General features: G+C 27.0%; 31 protein-coding genes. 22 read left to right on the top strand and 9 right to left on the bottom strand.

The genetic code is table 4. The annotated features are described in order from the left end of the window. Window position 1 precedes the first annotated feature (1 nt). The 4 genes from QMA87_RS02215 to QMA87_RS02200 form a co-directional block, all read right to left on the bottom strand. Window positions 2-1,393 (bottom strand): ABC transporter permease, encoded by a 1,392-nt coding sequence (locus QMA87_RS02215; protein ID WP_283833761.1) that lies wholly within the window; start codon window positions 1,391-1,393, stop codon window positions 2-4. After that, window positions 1,386-2,603 carry an ABC transporter permease gene (locus QMA87_RS02210; RefSeq protein ID WP_283833287.1) on the bottom strand — a complete coding sequence of 406 codons (1,218 nt, stop codon included), beginning with the start codon at window positions 2,601-2,603 and terminating at the stop codon, window positions 1,386-1,388. The genes QMA87_RS02215 and QMA87_RS02210 overlap by 8 nt, the downstream gene beginning before the upstream one ends. A gap of 10 nt (window positions 2,604-2,613) precedes the next feature. After that, window positions 2,614-5,562, bottom strand: coding sequence for an OppA family ABC transporter substrate-binding lipoprotein (locus tag QMA87_RS02205; RefSeq protein ID WP_283833760.1), 2,949 nt, complete (start codon window positions 5,560-5,562; stop codon window positions 2,614-2,616). A gap of 217 nt (window positions 5,563-5,779) precedes the next feature. Beyond that, entirely contained in the window at window positions 5,780-7,393 is a 1,614-nt protein-coding gene (locus QMA87_RS02200; RefSeq protein WP_283833759.1) for a M3 family metallopeptidase, read from the bottom strand. Window positions 7,394-7,793: 400 nt separating this feature from the next. Here QMA87_RS02200 and QMA87_RS02195 point away from each other — a divergent pair, with 400 nt between their 5' ends. From QMA87_RS02195 to der, 3 genes are read left to right on the top strand one after another with little or no spacing between them, the layout of a single operon-like run. Further along, the gene (locus tag QMA87_RS02195) at window positions 7,794-8,015 is read left to right on the top strand and encodes a hypothetical protein (protein ID WP_283823625.1); all 222 of its coding nucleotides are present in this window, start codon (window positions 7,794-7,796) and stop codon (window positions 8,013-8,015) included. Next, window positions 8,002-8,667, top strand: coding sequence for a (d)CMP kinase (gene cmk, locus QMA87_RS02190; RefSeq protein ID WP_283823626.1), 666 nt, complete (start codon window positions 8,002-8,004; stop codon window positions 8,665-8,667). The genes QMA87_RS02195 and cmk overlap by 14 nt, the downstream gene beginning before the upstream one ends. After that, window positions 8,660-9,952, top strand: coding sequence for a ribosome biogenesis GTPase Der (gene der / locus QMA87_RS02185; protein ID WP_283823627.1), 1,293 nt, complete (start codon window positions 8,660-8,662; stop codon window positions 9,950-9,952). The genes cmk and der overlap by 8 nt, the downstream gene beginning before the upstream one ends. Before the next feature lie 174 nt (window positions 9,953-10,126). On the opposite strand, the gene QMA87_RS02180 is transcribed toward der, so the two are convergent. From QMA87_RS02180 to mnmG, 5 genes are all read right to left on the bottom strand, one after another. Next, the gene (locus QMA87_RS02180) at window positions 10,127-10,459 is read right to left on the bottom strand and encodes a hypothetical protein (protein WP_283823628.1); all 333 of its coding nucleotides are present in this window, start codon (window positions 10,457-10,459) and stop codon (window positions 10,127-10,129) included. Window positions 10,460-10,461: 2 nt separating this feature from the next. Continuing rightward, the gene (locus tag QMA87_RS02175) at window positions 10,462-12,570 is read right to left on the bottom strand and encodes a hypothetical protein (RefSeq protein ID WP_283827180.1); all 2,109 of its coding nucleotides are present in this window, start codon (window positions 12,568-12,570) and stop codon (window positions 10,462-10,464) included. 3 nt (window positions 12,571-12,573) lie between these two features. Then, window positions 12,574-13,626 (bottom strand): ECF transporter S component, encoded by a 1,053-nt coding sequence (locus QMA87_RS02170; RefSeq protein ID WP_283823630.1) that lies wholly within the window; start codon window positions 13,624-13,626, stop codon window positions 12,574-12,576. Between the two features lie 80 nt (window positions 13,627-13,706). Beyond that, window positions 13,707-14,141 carry a 23S rRNA (pseudouridine(1915)-N(3))-methyltransferase RlmH gene (locus tag QMA87_RS02165; RefSeq protein WP_283823631.1) on the bottom strand — a complete coding sequence of 145 codons (435 nt, stop codon included), beginning with the start codon at window positions 14,139-14,141 and terminating at the stop codon, window positions 13,707-13,709. Beyond that, window positions 14,131-15,972 carry a tRNA uridine-5-carboxymethylaminomethyl(34) synthesis enzyme MnmG gene (gene mnmG / locus QMA87_RS02160; RefSeq protein ID WP_283833758.1) on the bottom strand — a complete coding sequence of 614 codons (1,842 nt, stop codon included), beginning with the start codon at window positions 15,970-15,972 and terminating at the stop codon, window positions 14,131-14,133. The genes QMA87_RS02165 and mnmG overlap by 11 nt, the downstream gene beginning before the upstream one ends. 355 nt (window positions 15,973-16,327) lie before the next feature. Between mnmG and rpsJ the strand changes: the two genes are divergently transcribed. From rpsJ to rpsE, 19 genes are all read left to right on the top strand, one after another. Continuing rightward, on the top strand, window positions 16,328-16,627 hold the full coding sequence (gene rpsJ / locus QMA87_RS02155; protein WP_283823634.1) for a 30S ribosomal protein S10: 300 nt from the start codon (window positions 16,328-16,330) through the stop codon (window positions 16,625-16,627). Window positions 16,628-16,654: 27 nt separating this feature from the next. Next, window positions 16,655-17,341 carry a 50S ribosomal protein L3 gene (gene rplC / locus QMA87_RS02150; RefSeq protein ID WP_283830347.1) on the top strand — a complete coding sequence of 229 codons (687 nt, stop codon included), beginning with the start codon at window positions 16,655-16,657 and terminating at the stop codon, window positions 17,339-17,341. Next, window positions 17,341-18,354, top strand: coding sequence for a 50S ribosomal protein L4 (rplD, locus tag QMA87_RS02145; protein ID WP_283823636.1), 1,014 nt, complete (start codon window positions 17,341-17,343; stop codon window positions 18,352-18,354). The genes rplC and rplD overlap by 1 nt, the downstream gene beginning before the upstream one ends. 1 nt (window position 18,355) lies before the next feature. After that, a complete protein-coding gene (rplW, locus tag QMA87_RS02140) occupies window positions 18,356-18,766 on the top strand; it encodes a 50S ribosomal protein L23 (RefSeq protein ID WP_283823637.1) in 411 nt (136 codons plus the stop codon). A gap of 62 nt (window positions 18,767-18,828) precedes the next feature. Continuing rightward, on the top strand, window positions 18,829-19,674 hold the full coding sequence (gene rplB, locus QMA87_RS02135; RefSeq protein WP_283823638.1) for a 50S ribosomal protein L2: 846 nt from the start codon (window positions 18,829-18,831) through the stop codon (window positions 19,672-19,674). After that, a complete protein-coding gene (gene rpsS / locus QMA87_RS02130) occupies window positions 19,674-19,949 on the top strand; it encodes a 30S ribosomal protein S19 (protein ID WP_283823639.1) in 276 nt (91 codons plus the stop codon). Before rplB ends, rpsS begins: the two co-directional genes overlap by 1 nt. Next, a complete protein-coding gene (rplV, locus tag QMA87_RS02125) occupies window positions 19,949-20,293 on the top strand; it encodes a 50S ribosomal protein L22 (RefSeq protein WP_283823640.1) in 345 nt (114 codons plus the stop codon). Before rpsS ends, rplV begins: the two co-directional genes overlap by 1 nt. Before the next feature lie 4 nt (window positions 20,294-20,297). Beyond that, entirely contained in the window at window positions 20,298-20,984 is a 687-nt protein-coding gene (rpsC, locus tag QMA87_RS02120) for a 30S ribosomal protein S3 (protein ID WP_283823641.1), read from the top strand. After that, complete coding sequence (gene rplP / locus QMA87_RS02115) at window positions 20,956-21,372, top strand: 50S ribosomal protein L16 (protein WP_283823642.1); 417 nt, start codon at window positions 20,956-20,958, stop codon at window positions 21,370-21,372. The genes rpsC and rplP overlap by 29 nt, the downstream gene beginning before the upstream one ends. Beyond that, window positions 21,372-21,569: a 50S ribosomal protein L29 gene (rpmC, locus tag QMA87_RS02110; RefSeq protein WP_283823643.1), complete on the top strand. Its 198-nt coding sequence runs from the start codon at window positions 21,372-21,374 to the stop codon at window positions 21,567-21,569. The genes rplP and rpmC overlap by 1 nt, the downstream gene beginning before the upstream one ends. After that, window positions 21,569-21,835, top strand: coding sequence for a 30S ribosomal protein S17 (gene rpsQ, locus QMA87_RS02105; RefSeq protein WP_283833757.1), 267 nt, complete (start codon window positions 21,569-21,571; stop codon window positions 21,833-21,835). The genes rpmC and rpsQ overlap by 1 nt, the downstream gene beginning before the upstream one ends. Beyond that, window positions 21,835-22,203 (top strand): 50S ribosomal protein L14, encoded by a 369-nt coding sequence (rplN, locus tag QMA87_RS02100; RefSeq protein WP_283823645.1) that lies wholly within the window; start codon window positions 21,835-21,837, stop codon window positions 22,201-22,203. The genes rpsQ and rplN overlap by 1 nt, the downstream gene beginning before the upstream one ends. An 8-nt stretch (window positions 22,204-22,211) precedes the next feature. Next, window positions 22,212-22,541 (top strand): 50S ribosomal protein L24, encoded by a 330-nt coding sequence (gene rplX, locus QMA87_RS02095; RefSeq protein WP_336619107.1) that lies wholly within the window; start codon window positions 22,212-22,214, stop codon window positions 22,539-22,541. A 4-nt stretch (window positions 22,542-22,545) separates the two neighbouring features. Next, window positions 22,546-23,091, top strand: a complete 546-nt coding sequence (rplE, locus tag QMA87_RS02090; protein WP_283823781.1) for a 50S ribosomal protein L5 — start codon at window positions 22,546-22,548, stop codon at window positions 23,089-23,091. Between the two features lie 4 nt (window positions 23,092-23,095). Then, window positions 23,096-23,281 carry a type Z 30S ribosomal protein S14 gene (locus QMA87_RS02085; RefSeq protein WP_283823646.1) on the top strand — a complete coding sequence of 62 codons (186 nt, stop codon included), beginning with the start codon at window positions 23,096-23,098 and terminating at the stop codon, window positions 23,279-23,281. Between the two features lie 3 nt (window positions 23,282-23,284). Continuing rightward, a complete protein-coding gene (rpsH, locus tag QMA87_RS02080) occupies window positions 23,285-23,683 on the top strand; it encodes a 30S ribosomal protein S8 (RefSeq protein WP_283833294.1) in 399 nt (132 codons plus the stop codon). Between the two features lie 9 nt (window positions 23,684-23,692). Next, window positions 23,693-24,232, top strand: a complete 540-nt coding sequence (gene rplF / locus QMA87_RS02075; protein WP_283833295.1) for a 50S ribosomal protein L6 — start codon at window positions 23,693-23,695, stop codon at window positions 24,230-24,232. Window positions 24,233-24,247: 15 nt separating this feature from the next. After that, window positions 24,248-24,592 (top strand): 50S ribosomal protein L18, encoded by a 345-nt coding sequence (gene rplR, locus QMA87_RS02070; RefSeq protein ID WP_283823649.1) that lies wholly within the window; start codon window positions 24,248-24,250, stop codon window positions 24,590-24,592. Next, on the top strand, window positions 24,592-25,245 hold the full coding sequence (rpsE, locus tag QMA87_RS02065; RefSeq protein ID WP_430623763.1) for a 30S ribosomal protein S5: 654 nt from the start codon (window positions 24,592-24,594) through the stop codon (window positions 25,243-25,245). Before rplR ends, rpsE begins: the two co-directional genes overlap by 1 nt.

Below are 25,245 nucleotides of genomic sequence, written 5' to 3'. Positions count from 1 at the left end.
ATTATTTTGCCCGAATTACTCTAGGATCTAAAGCATCGTGCACTCCTAACGCGATAAAGTGTAGTGATAATGATAGTGACATTAATATTGTTGTTGGAAGAACTAATAATCAAATATTTTTATCAGATTTACCATTAGCTTCAATTAATAAACTTCCTAAGTTGGCATTTAACCCATCATCTTTATAAAAACCTAGAAATGCTAGTGAAGATATACCTAGCACTACAGAAGGAATTCTTCTAACAAATGACTGCGCAATTTTCCCTATAATTGCTGGCAAGGCATGTGAGAAAATTTGTCTTGCTTCCTTTGCCCCCAATGATTTTGAGGCAACAATAAATTCTTCATCTTTAACTGTAATAATAAATAATCTTGCTCCAGCAACAGGGCCTGTTCAGCCAATAATAATAAATGCAATTATTAATGCGCCTGATGATGGTGAGTTAAAGAATGAAACAATAAGTAAAAATCAAATTAAGCCTGGAATTGAAGTAATAATTTCAATTACTCTCATAATAATTGTATCTACTTTTTTATAAGCATGAAATCCTAAATAAGCTCCAATTGCAACCCCGATAATTGTTTCAATAGTAGCTACCACTAAAGCAATTCAAATAACTTGTCATGTACCTGCTCATGTTCTTGTTCAGATATCGTTCCCAACTTCATCTGTTCCAAGTAGTGATTTATAAGCACCTTTAATTGCAAATTCATTTCATTGATCAGATATTCATTGTTCATGTCCTTGCAATGTTTTTATTGGATCAACAAGTTTATCACCATTAATTGTTGGAAGCAAGTCTTTAAACATAATTCCAAGTCCGCCTTCAGAAATTGGCTGCTCCATTTTTTCTATAACTTTTTTAATATAATTAAAGTAATAAGCATTATATGTAAATTCAAGTCTACCATTAATTTCTTTTAAATAATCAGGCGTTAATTGTAAATATTTATTAAGTTCAGGTATATAGTTATAAATACCTTGAAGTTTATCGGCATCAGTTCCACCAAGAAGTGAAGTATTTCCAGTTTCTTTAAATTTGCTAATTATCTGAATATATTCTGGCGGTAACCATTCAGGTGATTTATCAATTAATTGTCCAGCAGCAGAAGGAGCAACATCAATTTTATATGGCGAAATATTTTGCTCTAAATATTCTGGATGATACACTTTTGAAAATAAAATAACTGAGAGAGAAATAACGATGATAGCAAAGAAAACGATTGTTGCAATAACTACATATGGATTTGAAAAATAACGTTTTAAAATTTCCACAAACATTATCTTAGGTTTTCCAGTAATTTCATTTGTACTTTTTCTAATTTTTGAGTCAGCAAACACTAATAATTTTTTCTGTTCAGGACTTAATTTAAATAAATTTTCTTTAGACATCGATTTCTCCTTTCTGTTGTAATGAATTCATTTTAAATTCTTTTATTTTTTGTTTTCTTATTTTTCAAGCATGAAATCTTTTTATTAATGAGTTTGGTGTATCTGAAGAATATTTAATTCTTGGATCCATAATTGCAACAGCAACATCAACAATAATTGCCGTAAATACGCTAAGTAGTGAGAAAAATATTACGTTAAACATAATAATATTTGTTTCACCTTTTTGGAATGAGTTAACAATAATTGTTGAGGTCCCGGGTATATTTCAATATCTTTCAATAACAATTGAACCTGATAATAGAATAATATATGAAGGAATAATAATAGCAACTAAAGGAATTGAAATATTTCTTAAAACATATTTGAAAAAAATTTGTGATTGATTTAACCCTTTTGATTTCGCTATTAGCACATAGTTACTATTTAAAACTGTAACAACTTGGTTACGTGTATAAATAATATAACCTGATAATGAAGATATAGAAATAATAAAAATAATAGGTATATATGATTTTATTACTTCTGCTAATGTGTATTCACCAATTGGTAAATATGAAGGCGGAAATCCTAATGCTAGCCCTCATTTAATAATTAATGGAGCCAATACAAATGAAGGTATTGCAACAAATAGTAAGCTCGCACTATTAATAAATGTATCTAAAAATTTTCCTCTTTTATATCCAGCAACAACACCCAAAGTAACCCCAAGTATTGCTGAAATTATAAATGAAGGTAATGTAACACCAATTGTATATTTAAGAGGTCTAAAAAATAGTAATGGTATTTGCTGATCAACAGAAATTTCCGCAATGTTAATACCCGGTGCATTTTCGGGTAAGAAAATTGGTCCTGGATTACCTTCAAATATTCCATAAATTGTTTCTGTTTGTGGCGTTCCAGTAACTGATATAGTTTGGAACAATTCTTGAGTAGAAGCTCTAAAATAAATTGGCATTCCAAAAAATTTATTACCAAATAAATATAAAGCCAGTCTATCCAAAACAGGGACTCATGCCCCGCTTTTATCTTTTAAAAAGTATGCATTTGCTAATTTTAAGTTTTCCTCCTTAATATTAGCGTTATTACCAGCATCTTCTAATGAGACAAAAGGATCTTTTTGAAATAATGCAGTTACTGTATAAACAACCACAATAATAATAAGCATTGTTAAAATAGCCAACATTAATCTTTTAAGTATGTATTTAAACATTATTTCCTTTCTATTTAATATCTAAAACAAGCTTTATATCTTGTACATATGGAATACTTGATGAACCGCCGGGCGTAATGAATTTAGGGTTCTTTACAAATTTATTAAATGATGTAGTAATTTGCAATTGTACTCCGAAGTCTCATCCAAATATTGAATTAATTTCTTGAATTAGTGCAATATGTTCTTCTATTGAGTACTCTTCTTGTAAGAATAAGAAAAATTTCGATAATGAAGTTTTAAATTTTTCTATATTAGAATTTTTAATTTTATCAATTTGTTTTTTATCTTTTTCAATTGATGGGTCTAATTTTTCAACATGGCCATCAACAATTTTTGTTTTAGTAAATTCAAGATCGCCATGCAATATTTCATAGTTAGTTGCTGTTACTATATCTTTAAGATCAATAGGCAGATAAATAAATTTGTCTTTATTTTTTTCGGTAATTTCTACTTCATGTCTTATTTTTTCATTAATTTTTAAAGCCAATTTATAAAGTTCAGGAATTTTAGTTTTATAACCAGCAGCACCATTATTTTCAAATTCATCTTTTAAAATTGTTGAAAGCATATAAATAAATGAACCTGCTTCAAATGAAGCCAAAGAAGTATAGTATTGTCCAATACCTTCATAATCATAACCTCAACCAGAAAAGAATTTAGGCCCTTTGTTTGTGATAACAGCATCAATTAAATCATTAATATCACTTGGAACATCAAGTTTAAATTCTAATCTTGGATCTAAACCATTTACTAACTTTTCAAAATTTCTAATAGAATCTTTCATTTTGGCATCAGCATTTGCAAAACGAAACACATTACGTCATGCCACCTTTTTATCACTACTTCATCCATTTTCTTTATAAACCTTGTCCAATAAATCTTTCATTAATTGTTGAAGTTCTAAATAATATTTACTTCTCAATCTTTCTAATGAACCAACTTTATTTAAGAATGAAAAATCAGGCTTAAGTAAAATGCTCCCATCAGCAAATTTATGTTTATTTCCGTCTTTATCAAAAACATATGTGCTATTTAATTCATTTAATTTATGTCTTGGAGTTACACTCATTCCAGTTTTAAAAATAGCATCTTGAGCCATACCGGGAAGTAGCGGTTTTGCTTGACCAGTTGAAATATAATCAGCTAAAGCATACATATTGGCAACATTCATGTAAATTGATCTAAATGATTTTGCTGTTTTTAACATTGCATCAAGAGTTGAAATTCTTTTTTCTTCCAGTTTTAATTCTTCTCTTGTTAATCCATAAATGATTTTACTGTATTGATCATTAAATTGAAATTTGCTAATAGCAGCGGACTTTTGTTTTTCATATTCTTCTTTAGAAAGCGGGTTACCATTTTCATCAACCTTATTAACATATCAAGGATCTGGAGCTGTTGTTTCAAATAAACTAAATAATGTTTTATTTTTGTTTTCTGTTTTTGAATAGTCAATAGGCATACCGGGCACACCAGCTATTAATTCTTCTTTAACAGTATCAGATAAATCTCTAAAAGCAATTGAATCAATTAACCCGGCCTTATAAGCATTTAATTGTTCAGTAGCAAATTCAATTGGATTAAGTGGGGAAGTTTTATATTCTTCTTGAATAACTTTAATATTATCTTGAGCTTTTACTCATTCTTGATCTCAATAATTGGGATTTTGAAAGTAAATTTTTTTCTGTGTAAATTCATCATATTTTTTAGGAATATATGGTCCAATATATAAAACATTTTCTAAAGTTTGACCATATCAGTAATATCCTAATTTATAAGCTAAAGAATTTGTATCTTTAATATATTCTTTAAGGTTTAATTTCCCATCAAAATGATCTTTTTCATTATTTTCAATAATATATTCTGTTGGAAGAGGTACAAATGTTGTGTCATTAATAAATGTAAAAAATAATTGATTAAATTGTCCGCCAATTTTTTCGTCAGAAGCATAGAAAACAAAAGCCTCTTGTAGTTTGCCAGTTGAATCTTTAACGCTTTGGAGCGTTTTCTCTTTTTTAGAAATAGATTTTAAATCAACATCAAATAATTCAAATAGGTAGCCATTAGGATATGATTTTCCATGTTTGAATAAATTAATATTAGGATCATTAAATATCTTTTTGATTCTTTCTCCAATTGCATCAACAGCACTTTTACCTTCTCCAGATTTGACCCCGCCATTTTGCATTCTAAAATCAAATGCAGATAATTGCGTATGTAATCATGAATTATAAAAGTCTTCTGCTTTCAATTTATATTTTGTCTTATTTCCTTCAAAATCTGAATAATTAACATCTTTTACAATAAGAGCAAGTTTTGCAGCACCTTTCATGTTTTTTAAGAAGTCAACGTGGTTAATAGATTGAGGATCATTTGAATAAATTTTTAAGGAAACATCTTCACCATTTCATCCATATTTCATTTTAATTTCATCAATAGCTTGTTCTTGTTTTCCTTCTTTAGATCATTTATCTCATTTTTTAATTTCGTCATCAGTAGGCATTAGCTCATGTTTCGAGTTTGTATAAATAATTGTTGAGCCATCAGGTTTTGTAATAATAAGTTCTTTAATTAAATCTAATGTAAATCATTCAAATGTCGGTCTAACTATAAGTTGTGAACTTGAATTTCATACTTTATCATTTTCACCTTTTGATTTAACGATATAGTCAATAACTTTTGTTTCGCCAGATCTTTGATATCTTCAAAATCTTGCTCCAGCATAGTTTATATCTGTTCCAAATGAATCTGAACCAAATGAATTTGAAAAGTTACTTGAATATAATTTATCTTTTTTAGTTGAATTGTATCTCACAATTTGTTTTTGTTTTCTTTCAAGACTTTGATTTTGTATATTTTGTAAAACGTTTGTAGAACAACTTATTGAAAACGCAGAAGCAGCTAATACTGAAGTGCCGCTAACAAGCGTTAAAAGTCTTAGTTTTGATTTTTTCATCCTATTTCCTTTCACTGAAAATTTTTTTACCTGATTGAATTCATTTTTCAATTATTTGTTCAATATAATTAAAGCAATCTTGATAAACTTGTTGATCTTCTAAATCTATTTCGTTTAATTTTAAAAGATCTAAAGGTCAATATTTATTTCCTGAAGATAAAAAATTATTTATATATTTTTTAATATTATCCTGCTTTGCAAAATTTTTTACAAAACTTTAAGCTACAAAATAACCAATAGCATATTTATATATATAAAATCCCATATAATAATGAGGAACATATATGGCTCCAATTAGATCTTCTTCATTATATTTAAATTTTTTTTGCGATACTTCATTATGATATTTCTTAGCATTTTCATAAAATAACTTAGAAATATATTCTCAACTTGGAGTAGCTACTCCTTGTTCAATAGATTCATATAAATTTAATTCATATTCAGCCCATTCAATTTGCTTATTTACTGTTTGAATAAAATTATCAATCATCTTTTCTAAAATATAAAATTTTTCTTTTTCATCTTTAGCGTTATTAATTAAGTAGTTTGATAAAACTAATTCATTAACATTTGAAGCTATTTCAGCTAGTATAATTTCATATTGAGAATTTTCAATCGGATTATTCAAATCAGAATAATAACTATGCATAGAATGACCTAATTCATGGGCTAATGTATAAACAGAATCTAAGGTTTCATCAAAATTCATTAATATATATTTTTTGGAAATGCCATATGTGTCCCCAATAGAATAGGCACCTTGTTTTTTATTATCAACATTCATAAAGTCGATTCATCGTTCATTAAAAGCTTTTTTAATAATTTTTATATAATCATCACCAAAAATTGATAATGCATTAATAATAATTTCTTTAGCTTCTTCAATTGTATATTTAGATTTAAACTTAACTAGATCAACGGCTTGATCATACTTAGTCATTTTTTCTTTAAATTTAAATTTATAAAACTGTTTTTTATATTTATAAAATGGTTTAAAAGAGTTTAGATTTTTGCGAATATTTTCAATAAATTTTTTAATAAAGGTTTTTGAAATTCTATCATCATAAGTTAGCATGTCAATAGTTGACTGATAATTTCTATTTTTTGCTTCAGAAACAATAAGCTTAAATTGATCAAACAATGTTCTTGAAAGCAAATTTTTTCTTTTTAAATAAGCTTTAGCAAATTTAATTCTCGCCTGTTTTCTAACATCTTTATTTTTATCTTTAAATAACGATGATAAATTAGCATTAGTAATTTTAATTTTTTTGCCATTTTTTAATAATTGGCCATAATCTATTTCATTGTTTTCAACAATATTAAAAATTTCATAAGGCGAAGGAATTGAAAAACTAGTTTTAATTATATATTCTTCAACATTCTTAGGTAATTTATGTTTTAAAGAATCAAGTGTATGAATAAGAAAACGTTTATATGTTAAAAGCTTTGGTGACTTACTTCATCTTCTTAACCGCTTTTGATATTTTGATATACGCTCAATTTCTGATCCGTTTTCTATTTCTAATTTTTCAAATATATTTTCTACTTTTAAAGAAAATTCCAACATTTCATTATTAAAAATATTTTCACTTAACTTATTTGAAATGTAATTTTTTAATTTATTTGTAAGAATTTCCACTTCATTACTTTTTTCAAGAATAACTAAATAGTTTTTTAATGTTTTATATTTATTTTCTTTATTAAGAATTATGTACTTTTGTAATTTAATAATTTCTTCTAATAATTTTTCTTTACTTTTATTTTGTAAAATATCTTCTAAATCTCAACGATATTGAATTTCAACATCATTAATATTTTTATATTGTTTCATCTTCCCCCTTTTAAATAAAAACGATAAAGGCTTGCCTCTATCGTTTTGTACTTTTATTTTTTTAATTTCTTAAGTATTAAACGATAGTTAAAAAAGCGTAATTTTATTTACACGAATTGCAAATATATTTTTATTAACTACATTTAACGATTTACTAAACATAGGTAAATTATAATAAAATTATTAAAAAATAGTCAAAAAAAATTAAATTTAAAATAAAATGATTTTTTTGTTATATATATGGAGATAAAAAATTATTGTCTTGAAAAACTTTTTATTTTATTTAATTATTTTTAATTTAAATTTTATTAAAAGAAAGTGCCGATCTTTGTTTAAGATATTTTTAAAATTTGCCTTTTTTAAACTATAATTAAAGAACTTAGTAAACACAAGGAATTTTATGAGTAAAAAAATAAATAAATACTCTTATAAAAAATTAGAAGAAAATTTTAAAAAAATACAATTAGATAATTTAAAAATTGATATAGATGAAATAAAATTACCTATGTTTAAAAATGAAATATATCATTTTTTGTTTAAAAACATGATGGACATATGTCCTTTAGAAGAATTTAAAGATAATATAAAAGTAGAAAGTAGGAAAAATTATGAAAAAAATTAATATAGCTATTGATGGACCTAGCGGAGTTGGTAAATCAACAATTAGTAAAATAATTAGTGATGAATATGGTTACACTTTTATTAATTCAGGCAGCATATATAGAGCGATTTCATATTATGTTTGAGAAAATAATATTAATCTTAATGATGATGAAAAGATTACTAGCATTTTAAGTAAATTAGATATTATTCCTGAAAAAAATACGGTAATTCTTAATGGGGTTGATATTAGTAATCATGTAAGAAAAGAAGTTATTTCTGAAGTTGCATCAAAATTATCACAAAAAAAGTATATTCGTGATTATGTAATTAATTATATTCATAATTTAATTAAAGGTAAAAGCGGAATAGTAATGGATGGCAGAGATACTACTTATCGTTTAATGCCAAATGCAGAACTTAAAATTTTTCTATGAGCTGAGCCAAATGTTAGAGCGGACAGAAGGCTGAAACAAAATCATGAATTAGGTTTTGCTTCAGAAAAACACGAAGTTTTAAATGAAGTATTAAAAAGAGATCAATCCGATATGGAAAGAAGTGTTGACCCTTTAATGAAGGTGGAAGATGCATATGAAATAGATTGTACACATATGAGCATAAGAGAAGTCGTTGAAAAAATTATATCTCTTGCAAAAGAAAGGGAAAATGAATAATATAGTAGCATTAATAGGGCGTCCAAATGTTGGAAAAAGTACATTATTCAATAGAATAATTCAAAAAAGAAAGTCAATTGTTGATGATCAGCCTGGCGTGACTAGAGATCGTCTTTATCATAAAGCTCATTGACAGAGTAAAGAATTTTATATTATTGATACTGGTGGTATCCATATTGATCATGCATCTTTTCAAAAAGAAATATTAATTCAAGCAGAAATTGCTATTGAAGAAGCAAATGTTATTATTTTTGTTGCTGATGCTCGTAGCGAAATTACAAATGATGATTTATTTATTATTAATAAATTAAGAAAATCAGGAAAAAAAGTTATTTTAGCTATGAATAAATTAGAACATAATAATGATATGGTTTATTCATGATTTGGAACAGGTATTGATGAAGTATTTCAAATTTCAGCTTTACATGGACAAGGAATTGGTGATCTACTTGATTGTGTGACTTCTTATTTTTCTAAAATTTCTGAAAAAGAATCCAAAAATTTTAAAATCTCAATTATTGGTAAACCAAATGCAGGAAAATCGAGTTTATTTAATTTACTTTCTAACGAAAATCGTTCAATAGTTTCTGATATTCCGGGAACAACAAGAGATAGTGTAAGTAATTTGATTAGTATTAATAAAAAGGATTATGAAATTATTGATACTGCTGGTATTTTAAAGAAAAGTAGATTAGTAGAATCAGTTGAGCATTATGCTTTAATGAGAGCACAAAGATCACTTAGTGAGTCAGATCTTTCAATTATTTTAATTGATGCTTCAAAAGATTTAGATCATTTTGATTCAAAAATTGTAGGTTATGCCTTAGAGAATAATAAGCCTATTATTGTTTTAATTAATAAATGAGATTTAATTAAAAAAGATACTAACACACAAAAAGAGTATGAGAAAAAAATAAGAAATAAATTACATTTTATTCCTTGAGTTCCAATTATTTTTATTTCTGTTAAAGATAATAAAAATATTAATAAATTTGTTTCTACTCTTGAAATGGTAAGAGATAATTTAACAAGAATAATATCACCAAGTGTATTAACAAATATTCTTCTTGATATGCAAACATTTAGACAACCAAAATCTTATCATGGAGGTGTTTTACAAATCAAATTAATTAAACAAATACCTTTTAAAATTCCTATGTTTAATTTATATGTAAATAATAAAAACTATTTACACTTTACTTATGAAAGAGCAATTGAAAACGAATTGAGAGAATCAATAAATCTTGAAGGTTGTCCAATAAAACTTAATTTTATTAACAAGTAAAATAATAATATTGTTTTTTATAAATTTGTAGCTAAATTTCAATTTAGCTACATTTTTTATTCTAATTTTGCTAAATTATTAAAATAAAATAACAATAAACAAAATACAAAAAAATTTAAATATAAGTAAAATACATTTTAAAAAGTTACTACAATTTGTAGCAACTTTACATATTTACTCATTATCTAATTCTACTTCAACAGATGTTGTTGAATATTTTCTTTTTAGTGTTGAAATTGCATTATATACAATTGAACCAATTTCTTCAGCATCAATTTCAACAGCATCGTTACCTTTTCCTGCTGGTATTACTGAAACCATCACTTCAATAGATTTATCAATTACATTATATTTAACACTATAAGTTTTTAATTCATATGCTTTATCTGCTAAATCTTCAATCATCATTTGCAGAGGATATTCATGTTCCTCAAGATTTTTTGAAAATGCTCCTTTAAACACAGTTGTATACGATTTTAGTGTTCAACTTTCTTTTATTCTATACATTATTATTCTCCTTTTACATATCTATCATACTCATTTATTTTTTCATCTGATTCATAATTATCTAAATTCGTGAATATTTTAGTCTTCTTATTTACTAGATACATTGACAAATTAGTAGAATTATCAATACTCAAACCATTAATCTTTATTGCATTTGCATATTCAAAGTGGAAATCAAAATTAGTTGCTCTTAAAACTTGTTTTAAGTTTTTACATTCTTTTAAGTCTATAAATTTAAAAAGAATATTATTACATAATAATCCTAAGAAGTCTCCGCCTTCTTTTTTATAATCAATAGATTCAATATCCACTTTATTTTTATCAATTGAAAGAATTAAAGTAGTTTTAAATGTTGATATAATTTCAGATTTCTTTTCATTTATTCATTGATAGAATAGATTATTATTTAAAAATGAAGTAAGATCAATTTGAACAATGCCATTAGAACTTAATAACATAGTTAATAAATTTAATTTTAACTTATTAAATCGATTAATTTTGTTGTAATTATCAGCCAATATACTAGGAGTTAATCCAAAAACATCAATCTTTTTAATAAAGTTAGCTATTGAAATGAATTTTTTAATGTGTGACGAAGTAATTCAAAATGAATTTCTAAGTAAAACTTTAAATAAATTTTTTTTAGTTTCGAATACTGTTTTGGTTTTTAAATTACAAATAACATTATTAAATTCTCTTAAAAGTTCTGGATTAATAATATCAATTTCTGGCTTAATTATTCTATTTATTTGCTTAATAAAGTCTCAAAGACGAACATTATTATTTAGCATTTTCTTTTCATTTTGTTGAAAAAAAAGCTTATTCACTATAATTTCATTATTAATTTTTTTATTATTATTGTTTAAATATCAATTAGTTTCATATTTAAGATCTTCGAATCGAGCAGCGGCATTTGCCATTTCTTTTGTTAAATTATTTTTAACTCAAATATATCTTGAGTTGTTTTTAATTTTATTTATTGTTTCTTTTGAATTATTTAGCGTAGTATTAATTTTTTTAATTCTCATTTTTCCTATTTGCAAATATTTATCAAAATGCTTTTGAAATGAAATTAAAATATTATCAAATAAATATCAACGATTTTTAGTTCATAAATCAAATGAATAGTTAGAAATTAATTGATGGTAAATTTCACTATTAATTTGATTTTTAAACTCTTCAAACTCGTCCTCACTTAAATAAAATATTGAACGTTTTCCACGCTTAATAATTTTATTTATAAAAATATTAAAATCAGATTTATATCTAGATATTGATTCATTTTTTATAAAATTTGAATTAAAAATATTGCTAAATTCAAGAATAAAATCTTTAAATTTAGCGATGTTCGTGTTTTTTAACTCTTTAATAAGAGTTTTACAATTTTTACTTTTTAAAACGTTTTCTTTAATAACAGTTAATTCATCCAATGTATACGTTCTATTATTTTTAGCATAAGTTAATAATGATAGTTCTTTTTTGACACTTGCAACTTGATCAAGAAGATGTTTAAGTTTTTTTGTATCATTACTTAATTTGTCACTAATTAAATTTGATAATTGTATCAATATAGTTGCCTGTTTTTGTTTAAAATTTGTATTAATAGTATTTAAATGCTGAACTATAGAGCTTAACATTTCATTAAGATTCAAATATTTTTGATTAGAAATTACTGAAGATATAATATTTAATTCTTCACGAACTTTATCATTCAATTCTGATTTTAAGTTATTTCAAAGTTTAATAACATCATTGCTGATTTCAAATAAATCTTCTTTAAAACGAGAAATCAAATTTTTGTCTACTTTAGTTTTTTTAAAAAAACTAAAGATATATCCAAAAGTATTATTATAATTAAGGCTAACATTTTTATTTTCAAAAAAAGGAATTTGTATATTTCTTTTTCTTTTTTTAAAAAGTTTACCATTATCATTATTTTCAATACTTCTTTTTTTCTCATTAATAAGACTAGACAAACTCAAAGTGGAATAGTATCCATGATTTTGAATTAAGTAATATAAAGAATCTTGATAAATAGGAAGTGGCGTAGAAAATTTTCTAGTTTGTTCAATAGAAAAATTTTCAATCATTAATTTTATTTTTTTATTCATAATTTAATAGACAATTTCTTGATTTTTATAAATTAATCTTGAAATAATTTGGTGCGTATAGAAAATAACTGTTAAGTTAACTCAAATTTTTACTGGCGAAAGAAGAATGTGTGCAAACATAGTTGTTGAAACAGCAGATAAATCATATGCTCCAGTAGCCAATTTTGTATCAGCTAAAGAAAGAAGCGGAACATTAATAATTTCAAGTAATGCTGAAAAAATCACAATAGGCACAAAAATTGTATATTTTTTAGGATTAATTCTGAATCTTGCAACAATAATAAAAAATATCATTGTTGAGAACCCTAAAATTAAAAGAATCATTAATGCTCAACGATTAGGGATAAAAGAACTTTTAATAACATTTTCTGGTAATAAATAAATCCCAGGAGAAATCTGATGAGTAAAAATTATTATTAATGCGAGAATAATTGTTAAAAGAATTGAAATTGAAACAATCATATTAGTATTAAGAAGTAAATTAGAAGATTTTCTTAACTCTCATTTTCTAATTTTTGCTTTTATATATAGAATTTTAATCTGACATTCAGTTATTAATTTTTGAATTTTAAAATCTTGAGTATCTTTAAATAATTCATTTAGTTTTTCAATTTTTAATTTAATATACCTTATTTTTTTTCTGTTGTAATCAATTCTTACTTTAAAACCAAAATAATAATCTAAAAATGACAGAAAAAATCATCCAACAATGCCTGAGATAAAACCGTTCATCATTGTACTTAAAATATATAATGGTTCAAAAAAAATAGGAAACATCATAAAAGAAATTAAATCGGATATTAAGCCAACCAACACCCCTACAATAGGTCCAAAAATAAATCCTGTAATTTTAATAGGAAGACCTATAACACTAATTTTAAATGTTGGGATTGAAGCTAAAAATAATAATTGCGTTCCAATAATAACAAAAATAACTCCAATAGCAATTAAAATTGAAGTAAATGATATTTTTCTAATTGTTCAAAATCTAAATTTCTCAATTCTAGGCAAATCTTTTTCATCTAAAATTGCTGTTTTTCCTTCTCGTTTTTTCATATATATTAATATTTTATATTAAATAACATTTTTAACTTTAAAAAGTTGCTTAATAAAAATAAAAAGCAACACTTAAAATGTTACTTATGATAGTTTGAATTTTCTTTTATCTTAATTCCGCGATATATTTGTTCAATTAGCATTACTCTAAAAAGTTCATGTGGAAAAGTTAATTTAGAGAATGAAATTAATTCAACATTTTTAAATAAATTTTTATTAACTCCATTGCTTCCGCCAATAATAAAATTAATATTAGAATATGAAATTTTATTACTAAATTTAATAGAATCAATAGATTCTCCTTGAATATCTAATAAATAATTTTTACAATTTTTAGGCAGTTTTGAAATTAATAATTTCGTTTCTTCATCTTTCTTGTGTTCAATATTTTTTACAATAATTTCTTTCAATTCAATAACATTAATATCAACATTATGAATTTTCCTAGCATATTGATTAAAAATATTTTGTCATTCAGATGACAATTTACCAAAACAAATAATATTAATTGTCATGAATTAAACCTTTTTGTTTTAAATAAAATAATAGCATTTGAATATCTGCAGGATTAACGCCACTAATTCTTGAGGCTTGTGCTATTGTTAATGGTTGTACTTGTTTTAGTTTACTTTTAGCTTCAAAAGCAACATTTTCAACTTCATCATAATTAATATTTGAAGGAATTTTAATATTTTCAAGTTTTTTCATTTTGGCTGCTTCTTTAACTTGTTTTTCAATATAACCCATTAGCTTGACTTTAACCATTAATTCATAAGCAAAAGGAAAATCATTTAAAACATCAATATAATCTACATTTGCTCTTGTTAAAATTTTATCAAAACTTACAGCATTAGTAATTCCATATTTAATAGCTAAATTTGATTTAGTAGAAATATAAGTTGATTTTAATTCTTTTATTTTTTCATCAATTAATTTATATTTATTTTCGATGTATTCAATTCTTTCTGGCGATAATAAATTAAATTTTTTTGAATAATCCAATAATCTAATATCAGCATTATCATTTCTTAGTAATAAACGATATTCAGCTCTTGAGGTTAACATTCTATATGGCTCATTAGTTCCTCTAGTGGTTAAATCATCAATTAAAACACCAATATATGAAGAACTACGTTCTAAAATTAATGATTCTTGATTTCTTATTTTCAGTACGGCATTTATACCAGCAATCAAACCTTGACAAGCAGCCTCTTCATACCCTGAAGTACCATTAATTTGCCCGGCTAAAAATAAGTTCTCAATTTTTTTAAGCTCGAGCGTTTTTTTCAATTCTAAAGGATCAATAGCATCATATTCAATTGCATATGCCCATTTTTGAACTTTAGCATTTTCAAGCCCCGGAATACTTTTAATTATTTCTTTTTGTACTTCAATAGGCATTGACGTTGAAAGCCCATTGATATACATCACATCACCCTTTTCAGTTTCGGGCTCAAAGAAAATTTGATGTCTAGGTTTGTCTGAAAATTTAACAATTTTATCTTCTATTGAAGGACAATATCTAGGTCCAATCCCCTCAATCATTCCTGAATACATTGCTGATTTCTCTAAATTATCATTAATTATTTTATGAGTTAGTGGTGTAGTATAAGTTAAATAACAAGGAGTTTGAAAATCAATTGAAGTATTATTTTCAAAAGAAAATGTAAATCCATTAATTTCAAGTTTTTCTTTTTCTACTTTAGAAAAATCAATACTGTCTGAATAAATTCTTGGTGGCGTTCCTGTTTTTAATCTTTGAATAATTAAGCCTATTTTTTTTAATGAATCACTAAGTTTAGTTGATGTTTTTTGATTATCGGGCCCTGATACTATTTTTTCGTTTCCTCTTAAAATAGTAGAAGACATATATGTACCGGTCGTTATAATAACTGCATCAGAAATAATTGCCTCTTTATTTTCTAGTATTACTCCTTGAACTTTATTATTTTTTATTATTAAATCTTCTACTAACCCTTCAATAACTTCTAGATTATCTTGCTTTTTAGCATATTTCTGAATCACCTGCATATACTTATCTTTATCTATTTGTGCTCTAAGTGCTCTAACGGCCGGACCTTTAGAATCATTAAGCATTTTAATTTGAATCATACACTCATCAGCTCATTTCCCTTGCATTCCACCAAGGGCATCAATTTCGCGTGTTATGATACCTTTGGCAGGCCCACCAATTGATGGATTACAAGGCATCATTCCCATTTTTGTTATATCAAGCGTTATTAATGCAGTTTTAGCGCCCATTTTTGAAGATATAAAAGCAGCTTCTAATCCTGCATGCCCCGCCCCAATTACTATTATGTCAAATTTTCTATTTTTATTAATCATGCTTTTTATTATAGTGGTTTAAATTGTAAACAAAAAAAATAAAAATAACTAATTAATAATAGTTTTAAAAATTAATTTAATAATTGAAAAAAACTTAATTATTAATAAATATTTAAAATTATAATTTAAAACACAAAATAGCAAAAAAGACATTTTTAGCTTTATTTTAAAGACATTTTTAGCTTTTTAAATTATCAAAAATTTATATTTTTTTAAAAAGTAAATTGTATTATAATTTTAAACGTAACTAAACTTAGAAGCATAAGGTTGTCGATACACCATGAATAGTTGTTGAGGGTGTAATTCGGGTTTTTATGTGGAGTTAGTTCATTAAAGAACAAAGGAGACAACAAACATGGAAAAAGTACAAATCAAAATTAAAGGATTTGAACACGAAATTGTAGATATGACTGCAAAGAAAATTGTTTCATTAGTTAAGGCTAAAAAAGAACAATATACCGGACCAGTTCCATTACCTACAAAAAGAGAAGTATTTACAATTCTTCGTTCAGTACACGTTAACAAAAAATCTCGTGAACAATTTGAACAAAGAACACACCAAAGATTAATTACATTAATTAATCCAAGTAAAAATCTTTTAGAAACATTAAAATTAACTGAAATACCATATGGTGTTAAGTTAACAATTAAATAATTAAATTTAATTTTTAAGGAGAATAATATGAAAGGAATCTTAGGACGTAAAGTTGGGATGACTCAATTATTTGCTGCTGATGGTAAGTCAATAGCTGTAACAGTAATTGAAGTTCAACCAAATGTTGTAACTAACGTTTTTACACAAGATAAAGATGGTTATGTTTCTACTCAACTTGCAGCTTTTGAACAAAAAGAATACAGAGTGGCAAAACCAAATTTAGGTAAATTCAAAAAAGTTAATACAACACCTAAGCGCTACATTAGAGAAATACGTAATATGTCAGGATACGAATTAGGCCAAACAATTGATGCCACATTATTCGCATCAGGAGATTTCGTAGATGTTACAGGCACATCAAAAGGAAAAGGTTTTGCTGGTACAATTAAACGTTGAAATCAATCAATCGGACCTAAATCACATGGTGGAGGTGGAGGATCACAGCCAGTAAGACAAACGGGATCAATTGGAGATATTTCAGGTAACAAAGTTGTTAAAGGTATGACAATGCCAGGACATTTAGGTGCTGAAAAAACAACAATCCAAAATCTTGAAGTTATTAGTGTAGATGCACAAAATAACTTAGTTGTAGTTAAAGGGTCAATTCCAGGACCTAAAAAATCATTAGTAATAATTAAAGAAGCTATTAAACCAGCTATTAAATCAAAAGAATCTATTGAATTAGTAAATTTAATTAAAGAAGGAGATAAATAATGGCAAAAGAAGTTAAAAAAGCTCCTAAAGCTAAAGGGCCACTATTGCAAAAATGATATTTATCACGTAAACATCAAAAAGCAACAAAAACTCGCCCTGAACTTATCACTTATAGACTTAAATTTGGAGATGATTCAAAAGATTTTGCTGAATTTACAGAAGCTTTAAATTTCTATAAAGAAAATGCTGCTAATTACTCAAAAGTATGATTACATAAAGATGGAGCATTTAGAGGATCATTTGTTAAAAAATATACAGATGTTGTTTTAGAAAAAGTTCAAGAAGCAAGCGAAGGTGAAGAAGCTATAGAATTCATTGAAAAGAATCGAATTATTACTGAAGAAATGATGGCTAGTGATAAAAAAATAGCTGAAGAAATTGAAGAATTTGAAGAAGTTATTGAAGTTGTTGAAAAAACTGAAAAAGTAATTAGATCAACAGATGTTTTATCATCAGTATTATTTAACTCAGAAAAAATTTACAATCAAGCAATGTTTGATGTTGTTATTGCTGATAGAGCAGCTTTAAGACAAGGAACACATAAAGTTAAAAATAGAGGTGAAGTATCTGGTACAGGTAAAAAACCTTGACAACAAAAAGGTACAGGTAAAGCTAGAACTGGTTCTTTAAGAACTCCTGTATTTGTAGGCGGTGGTAGAGCATTTGGGCCTACAACCGAAAGAAATTACAAAATTAAAGTAAACAAAAAAGTGCGTAAAAATGCCTTAGTTTCAGCATTAACATTATTAGCAAGAAAAAATGGCGTTATAGTAGCAGATTTATCATTAAGTAAAATTTCAACAAAATTATTACTTTCACAATTAAAAGAATTAAATGTTGGTAAAAAAACTGTTATTGTAACTTCAGATTCAAATATATTTTTTAGTGCTAAAAATGTACAAAATGTTTATGTAACAAAAGTAACTTCATTATCAGTTGAAAATATTTTATGAGCAGACACATTAGTTATTACAAATTGCGCAGTTAAATACTTAGAAGGGTTGGTAAAATAAAATGCATTATACACAAGTTATTAAAGCACCTATTATTACTGAAAAAACTAATATTTTAGCTCAAACTAATAACGAATTTGTTTTTAAAGTAGATATTAGAACAAACAAAATTGAAGTGAAAAAAGTTATTGAACTAATTTATCAAGTTAAAGTAGAAAGAGTAAACATTATTCGTCTTGAAAAAGAACCTACACAATTAGGTAGAAGCAAAGGTTTTACAAAAAGATATAAAAAAGCTATTGTTAAATTAGCACCAGGACATTCAATTAGCTTTTCAGAAGAACAAACTGAAGCAAAAGAAGATGTTCAACAAAAAATAGAAAAAGCTAGTGATGCAAAAGAAACTAAAGAAAAATTAGATTCTGTAGAAGAAAAAATTGCAGCAAAATTAGCAAAACAAGAAAACAATTAATAAGCGGAATATAACTGCTTAAAAGAAAAATCCGCAATTATTTTTAAGCAAAGGAGACAAAAATGGCAATTAAATATTATAAGCCAACTACAAATGGTCGTAGAAATATGTCTCAATTAGATTATTCAAAAAACCTTTCAGGTCATGCACCAGAAAAGTCATTACTTGTATTATTAAAAAATAATGCAGGACGTAATAATCAAGGTAAGATTACAGTTCGTCACAAAGGAGGTAGAGTTAAAAGATTCTACCGTTTAGTAGACTTTAAAAGAAATAAAGACAACATCATTGCAACTGTAAAGACAATTGAATATGACCCAAACCGTTCAGCTAATATAAGTTTAGTTACTTATGCTGATGGAGAGAAAAGATATATTTTGACACCTAAAGGAATTCAGTTGGGTGCAAAAATTGAATCAGGAGAAAATGTTGATATTTTAGTAGGTAATTCATTACCACTCGCAAATATTCCTGAAGGTACATTTGTACATAACATTGAAATGCAACCAGGAGGCGGAGGAGTTATAGCTCGTTCAGCAGGTATAAGTGCTCAAATTCTTGGTAAAGATGACAACGGAAAATATGTTGTTCTAAAATTAAAATCAGGCGAAACTCGTCGTATTTTAGCAAGATGTAGAGCAACAATTGGTGTTGTAGGTAATGAAGAACACTTATTAGTTAATGTAGGTAAGGCTGGAATTAATCGTCATAAAGGTATTAGACCAACAGTTCGTGGTTCAGTAATGAATCCAGTAGATCACCCACATGGTGGTGGTGAAGGAAAACAACCTATTGGACGTAAAGCGCCTTTAACACCATGAGGTAAAAAAGCACTAGGAATTAAAACAAGAAAAACTAAAAAATCTTCAACTAAATTAATTATTAGAAGAAGAAAGGAAACTAAATAATGGCAAGAAGTTTAGCTAAAGGTCCATTTGCGGACGATCACTTATTAAAAAAAGTTGATGCAATATTAGAAAAAAAAGCACCTAAAAAACCAATTAAAACATGATCACGTCGTTCAACAATCTTTCCAAAATTTGTAGGATTAACTTTTCAAGTACACAATGGTAAAAAATTTATTGATGTATATGTAACAGATGATATGGTGGGACACAAATTAGGAGAATTCTCTCCAACAAGAACATACACGGGACATGGTTCAGATAAAGGTAAAAAATAATGAATAAAGAAGTATTCGCACATATAAAAATGCAAAGAATCTCAGCAAGAAAAGCTAGATTAGTTGCTGATTTATTTCGTGGTCAAACAGTAGCTCAAGCTATTAATATATTAAATAACACATATAAAAAAGCTTCAGTATTATTTTTAGGTGTATTAAACTCAGCTATTGCTAATGCAACAAACAATCATGCATTAGATGCAAGTAAATTATTCGTTTCTACAGTATTAGTTAATGAAGGTCCAACATTAAAAAGATTTCAGCCACGTGCTCGTGGTACAGCAAAACCAATTTTAAAAAGAACATCACATATTTCAATTGGTGTAAAAGAAAAAGAGGTATAAGAATATGGGACAAAAAGTAAATCCAAATGGGTTTCGTTACGGAATAACAAAAGCTCATAACTCACAATGATTCGAAGAAAAAGATAATTTTGCTCAAAAATTATTACAAGATCAAAAAATATATAAATTCTTCGAAAAATTAATTCGTCAATACCAAATTGGTAATGTTGAAATCAAACGTAATAAAGAAAATAAAGTGCTTGTTAGAATTCATAGTGCAAAATCAGGTGTTTTACTAGGACAAAATGGTGAAAACATTAAATTAATAAGTTCAAAATTACAAAAAACAATTAAAGATAGAAAACTGGAAATTGTTATTGATGTAGTTAATATTGCTAAACCAGAATTAAATGCTAAATTAGCAGCTGAGTTAATTGCAATGAAATTAGAAAATCGTGAAAGCTTCAGAAATGCTCAAAAATTTGTTATTAATAATGCATTAAGAGGCGGAGCAAAAGGTATAAAAACAGCAGTATCTGGTCGTTTAAACGGTGTTGACATGGCTAGAACTGAAGGGTATAGTAAAGGTGAAATGAAACTACATACTCTTAGACAAAAAGTTGATTACGCAACTGCTACAGCGCGTACAACATATGGGGCTATAGGTGTTAAAGTATGAATCTCATTAGGAGAAATTTTAACAAAAACTAAAGGAGGAAGTGATGCTGCAACCGAAAAAAACAAAGCATAGACGTACCTTTAGAATTCCTCATGATAAAACAGTAGCTTCAAAAGGTAATAAAGTTTCATTTGGTGAGTTTGGTTTACAAGCTCAAACAAGTGCATGAGTAACAGCCCGTCAAATAGAATCAGCCCGTATTGCTATTACACGTCGTATGGGTCGTGAAGGACAAGTGTTTATTAGAATCTTCCCTCATCTTTCATTGACATCAAAACCAATTGGTGTTCGTATGGGAAAAGGTAAAGGTGCTCCTGAAAAATGAGTAGCTGTTGTTAAGGTTGATACTATGATGTTTGAAGTATCAGGTGTTAAAGAAGAAGTTGCAAGAGATGCTTTAAGATTAGGTGGACACAAATTGCCTGTTAAATGAAAAATAGTAGAAAGAGAAGGTAAATAATGGATTACAAAGTTTTTTCAGATAAAAGTGAAAAAGAACTTTTAGATTTAATCGAAGAATATAAAGCAAAATTATTTACACTAAGATTTAAAAACCAAACTGGAACTGTAGAAAAAACACACCACATTAGAGCAATTAAGAAAGACATTGCTAGAGCTCTTACAGCTTTAAATGCTCTTAGAAAAGGAGAAAAATAATGCGTGCTACAACAAGAAAAACATTAGTAGGTAGTGTTGTTTCAACAAAAAATGATAAAACAATTATTGTTGCCGTTGACACATATAAAAAGCACCCTACATATCAAAAACGTTATAAAGTAACAAAACGTTTTGCAGTACACGATGAAAATCAATTAGCTTCAACGAATGATGTAGTTTCAATTATGGAAACTCGTCCACTATCAAGAACTAAACACTTTAGATTAGTTGCTATTAAAGAAAAAGCAATTCAAGGGGATAATTAATGATTAGAGAATTATCGACAGCTAATGTGGCTGATAACTCAGGAGCTAAAAAAATAAGAGTTATTCGTAATGTTGGAGGCAGCGTTAAGAAATCTTCAAATATAGGAGATATTGTTACATGTTCAGTTATTAAAGCATCACCTGAAGGTTTAGTTAAAGAAGGGCAAGTAGTTAAAGCGGTAGTAGTTCGTTCAAAATTTGGTATTCGTCGTAAAAATGGTTCATACATAAGATTTGATGATAATGCTGTAGTTATTATTAAAGATGATAAATCACTAAGAGGGACAAGGGTATTTGGCCCAGTTGCTCGTGAATTACGTGATTTAGGATTTTTAAAAATTGTGTCATTGGCACCAGAAGTTTGATAGGAGTTATTATGAAAATGAAATTTAGAAAAGACGATGAAGTAGTAGTAATTTCAGGAAAAGAAAAAGGAAAAGTTGCCAGAATACTATCAATTAACTACGATAAAAGTACAGTTATTCTTGAAGGATTAAACAAAAAAACAAAACACAATAAACCATCACAACAAAATACAGAAGGTTCTATTACTTCAATAGAAGCACCTATTCATATTTCAAATATTGCTTATGTTGTTAAAAAAGCAAATAAAGAAGGCAAAGTTGAAAAATCAAGAATAGGATTTAAAGTAAATAAAGACGGCAAAAAAGTACGTGTAGTTAAAAAAACAGGAAAAGAGGTGTAGGATGATGAAGCTTAAAGATAAATATTTAAATGAAGTTAAAGCAAAACTTCAAAAAGAATTTAACTACTCATCTTCAATGGAAATACCTCGCATTGAAAAAATTGTTTTAAACATGACTGCAGGTAGAGAAGTTACAAACTCAAAAGCTATTGAGGAAGTATTAAATGAATTAACATTAATATCAGGCCAAAAACCTTACCAAACAGTAGCTAAAAAATCATTGGCTTCATGAAAATTACGTGAAGGTATGCCAATGGGAGGGAAAGTTACATTAAGACGCCAAAAAATGTGAGATTTCCTAGAAAAATTAATTCATGTTGCATTACCACGTGTTCGTGACTTTAGAGGTGTAAATCCTAAAGCTTTCGATTCATTTGGAAACTTTGCAATTGGTATTAAAGAACAAATTATTTTCCCAGAAATTGAATTCGACAAAATCCGTAAAATTAAAGGATTAGACATAATAATTGTTACATCAGCAAAATCAAGTGAAGAAGCAAAAGCATTATTAGAAAATTTAGGAATGCCTTTTGCAGGAAGAGAGAAATAGGAATATGGCAAAGTCATCATTAAAAGCAAAAGCTAAGAAACATCCAAAATTCTCAACGCGCGCTTATACACGTTGTGAATTATGTGGTCGTAACCATTCAGTATTGCGTAAATTTAAATTATGCAGAATCTGTTTTAGAAATTTAGCACACGAAGGAAAAATTCCAGGCGTAAAGAAAGCGAGTTGATAATATATGGCATTTATTACAGACCCAATATCAGATATGATAGTGCGCATTAAAAACGCATCTCAACGTAAACACAAAACAGTTTCTATTCCTTACTCATCAAAAAAAATAAAAATACTTGATATTGTTAAAGAACAAGGTTACATTAGCGGATATGATGTTGAAGGAAATGTAGCAGATAAAAAAATAGTTATTACATTAAAATATAAAGAAAATAAATCAGTTATTAAGGGATTTAAAAGAATTTCAAAACCAGGACTACGTGTTTATGTAAAACACAATGAAGTTCCTTCAGTACTTTCAGGATATGGTGTTGCAATTATTTCAACATCTAAAAAATTACTAACAGACAAAGAAGCAAGAAAGGAAAATGTTGGCGGTGAAGTTATCGCCTACATTTGATAGGATTATTTAATGTCTCGTGTTGGAAATCGTATATTAACAATTCCTGCTGGAGTTGAACTTATAAATATAAATAACTTAATAACAATTAAAGGTCCTAAAGGTGAATTGTCAAGACAATTTAGCCCATTAATAACAATTAATGTTGAAAATAATCAAATTACAACAGTTCGTGCAAATGAACAAAAAATGACAAAACAATTACATGGAACAACAAATTCATTGCTTTCAGGAATGTTAATTGGTGTTTCAGAAGGTTTTGTTAAAGAATTAAAACTTACAGGGGTTGGTTACAAAATGACTCTTAAAGGAAATCAATTAGAAGTTTTAGCTGGTTATTCACACCCTGTATTATTAGATATACCTGAAGGTATTTCAGTTGAGCTACCAAAACCTTTAGAGGCTAAAATTTCAGGTATTAACAAGCAATTAGTCGGTCAATTTGCTGCAAATGTAAGAGAAGTTAGAAAACCAAATCCTTATTCAGGAAAAGGTATGGCTTATAAAGGTGAAGTTATTAGAAGAAAAGAAGGGAAAACAGCTGCTAAATAGTAGCTTGGTGACAATATGAAAACAAGAAATGAAGCACGTAAAATTAAACACGTTAAAATTAGAAGATCAATTTCTGGAACTCATGAAGTGCCACGTATCTCAGTATTTAAATCACACACTAACTTTTATGCACAAGCTATTGATGACATTAAAGGGCATACATTATGTTCTTTAAATACAAAAGGTAATAAAGAATTTTCAGGAAATATTCAAGCAGCAGAAAAACTTGGATCAGATTTTGGGAAATTATTACTAAAAAACAATATTACAAAAGTTGTTTTTGACCGTTCAGGTTACATTTTCCATGGTAAAGTGAAAGCTTTTGCTGATGCAATAAGAAAAGAAGGAGTGAAATTCTAATGGATAAAGTAAATAAAAAAGCACAAGAAACAAAATTAGAAGAAACAAAAGCTTCTTCAGCATCAGCAACAAAAGTTGTAGAAGTAAAAACAGAGAAAAAATCATCTCAAAATACAAATAATAAACAACAAAGAGCAAGAAAAGGTTCATCTCGTAACACAAAACCTGTTAAAGATGAATTTGACGAAAAAGTAATTGATATTGCTAGAGTTGTTAAAGTTGTTAAGGGTGGACGTAACTTCTCATTCTCAGCCTTTGTTGTTGTAGGTAACAAAAAAGGTAAAGTAGGGTATGGACATGGTAAAGCTAAAGAAGTACCAGATGCAATTAAAAAAGCAGTTAAAGATGCTAAAAACCACCTTGTTGATGTTCCTTTAATTAAAGACTCAACTACAATTCCTCATGAAATTACCGAAAAATTCCTAGCTTCTAAAGTTATTTTAAAGCCTGCTCCAAAAGGAAAAGGGATTATTGCTTCAGGAAGTGTTCGTGCTGTAATTGAATTAGCAGGATATCACGATATCGTTACAAAAACATATGGTTCACGTACAAAAGCTAATGTTGTTAAAGCAACACTTAAAGCTCTAAGAGAGTTAAGAACACCAGAAGAAATTGCTGCTTTAAGAGATAAAAAAGTAAGCGATATAATCTAA

Origin of the sequence: Mycoplasma phocimorsus, assembly GCF_030077875.1 — a bacterium.
In the GTDB taxonomy this organism is placed as follows: Bacteria; Bacillota_I; Bacilli_A; order Mycoplasmatales; family Metamycoplasmataceae; genus Mycoplasma_H; species Mycoplasma_H phocimorsus.
The sequence above is the reverse complement of the archived record's forward strand: the minus strand, read 5'-3'. Positions and strand labels throughout refer to the sequence as shown.